Here is a 1,811-nt window from a genome sequence, read left to right as displayed (position 1 = left end):
ACCCAAGCATTTAGGAACTAACGACACGCGACACTAGTTGCATACCCTTCTAGGGGCAGCGCTCGCGGCTACCGAGTCCGCCTTAGGAAGTGACCCCAGGCGGGGTCGTCGCCGGGCACGATGTGTCGGCTCGCCCGCGCCGCGCGGGCGTCGTACTCGCGGTGGGCGGTGGCGAGCTCGGCGCTGATCGGCCCGGAAGGAGTCCACATACCCTCGGCGACGGCCTCTTCGGCGTCGGCGAGGGCCTGGGCCGCGGCGCGGTGTTGCGGCCGGCTGTCGGGTCCCGGTTCGGTGGCCGCGTAGGCCGCGACCGCGTCCCGCGCGCAGCGCACCGCTCGACGTTCCGGCCGGCGTGGATCGGGGAGAAGGTCCGCCATGGTCACCAGCCACGCCACGACGGCACCGACCGCGGTCATGCCCGGGACGAGGGCGGGTTCGGTGCCGTGCTCGCCGACCAGCAGGTACGCGATGCCGGCGGTCAGCACGAGGAAGTACGACCCGGGCGGACCGACGCGCAGCGCCAGGCACAGCCCGGCGGTGACGGTCGCCAGCAGCACCGCGGTCACCGCGAACGCGAGGTGGGAGCCCGCGGTGAACGCGCCGAGGGAGGTGGCGACGACCAGGCCCAGACCGATGCCGGCGACGGTCGCGGCGCGACGACGCAGCGGGGCGGCCGGGGCGTAGAGGACGGCGAAGGTCCCGGTGACGGTGAGCAGCCCCAGGTCGAAGCGCCCCAGCAGCGTCGGGACCGCCAGGCACAGCAGGACCGTGAGCCCCGCCTTGGTCGCATTGGGCAGCCGCGGGGGGCTCGGGGCCAGCGTGACGAGTGGTCGCAGGAGTTCTCCGGTTCGCGTCCTCGCCATGTGCTCCTCAGGCCGTCCTTCCGAATCGCTTGTGCAGTGCCTGCCTGCTCACCCCCAGGACCGTGCCGATCTCCGCCCAGCTCAACCCGTGCACTCTGGCGAATCGCACCGCGGCCGCCTCCTCGCGGGCGATCTCGGCCTTGGCCCGCGCGATGGCGGCCAGTCTGTCGACGGGGGAGTCCTCCGCGCTGAAGTCGAACGTCGTCTCCATTGTCACCACCTCATCCGTCAACCTACGTTGACACTACCGCCGATGTCAACCAGAGTTGACGCCAAGGGTGCGTCCCGGGGCGGTCCCGGGATACACTCCCGGGCATGTATCCCGGTGCCATCACCATGAAGCCCTGGTCCCGCCGCTGACGGCGGCGGAGACCACCTTCACCCCTCTCCCTGCACGCCGTCCACGGGCACACGCCGGGCGGCCATCTCGTGCTACCCGGCTCCACGACGAGCCGAAGAGGGCACCGTGCACCACGACCAGCATCATCACCAGCACCACCGACTCCCCGCGGGCCACCGCGCACACATCCGCCTGACCGACGTGGCGGTGACGCTCGGCGACCGCACCGTCCTGACCGGCGTCGACCTCACCGTCTCCGCGGCATCGCGGCTCGCCGTGGTGGGGGAGAACGGTCGGGGCAAGACGACGCTCCTGCGCGTCCTGGCCGGGCGGCACCGCCCGGACTCCGGAACCGTCTCACGGGTCGGACGGATAGGGACCGTCGACCAACACCTGGACGCCCCCGCGGCGCGCACGGTCGGCGACCTCGTCGCCGAGGAGATCGCCGACAGCCTGGCCGCCCTGCGCGCGGTGGACGCCGCCGCCGAAGCCATGGGGGCCGAGGAACCCGGCGCCGAGGACGACTACGCGGCCGCGCTCGAGCTGGCCACCGCACTGGACGCGTGGGATGCCGACCGCCGGGTCGACGTCGCGCTCGCCGGACTCGG

The 1,811-nt window shown here is 72.6% G+C and carries 3 protein-coding genes; 1 reads left to right on the top strand and 2 read right to left on the bottom strand.

The window, feature by feature from the left end; genetic code table 11:
- Positions 1 to 68: 68 nt before the first annotated feature.
- Both G6030_RS14460 and G6030_RS14455 read right to left on the bottom strand, forming a co-directional pair.
- Complete coding sequence (locus G6030_RS14460) at positions 69 to 863, bottom strand: hypothetical protein (protein ID WP_182643593.1); 795 nt, start codon at positions 861 to 863, stop codon at positions 69 to 71.
- A 7-nt stretch (positions 864 to 870) separates the two neighbouring features.
- The gene (locus G6030_RS14455) at positions 871 to 1,074 is read right to left on the bottom strand and encodes a sigma factor-like helix-turn-helix DNA-binding protein (protein ID WP_007633914.1); all 204 of its coding nucleotides are present in this window, start codon (positions 1,072 to 1,074) and stop codon (positions 871 to 873) included.
- A gap of 255 nt (positions 1,075 to 1,329) precedes the next feature.
- Here G6030_RS14455 and G6030_RS14450 point away from each other — a divergent pair.
- Positions 1,330 to 1,811: ATP-binding cassette domain-containing protein (locus tag G6030_RS14450; protein ID WP_182643592.1), on the top strand; the 482-nt coding region annotated here is incomplete at its 3' end.

Source organism: Dietzia sp. E1 (assembly GCF_014145015.1).
GTDB lineage: Bacteria > Actinomycetota > Actinomycetes > Mycobacteriales > Mycobacteriaceae > Dietzia > Dietzia cinnamea_A.
The sequence above is the reverse complement of the archived record's forward strand: the minus strand, read 5'-3'. Positions and strand labels throughout refer to the sequence as shown.

Excerpts from the sequence above, each read along its gene's own strand:
- G6030_RS14460 (WP_182643593.1), bottom strand. The coding sequence starts at position 863 with ATGGCGAGGACGCGAACCGGAGAACTCCTGCGACCACTCGTCACGCTG.
- G6030_RS14455 (WP_007633914.1), bottom strand. The coding sequence starts at position 1,074 with ATGGAGACGACGTTCGACTTCAGCGCGGAGGACTCCCCCGTCGACAGA.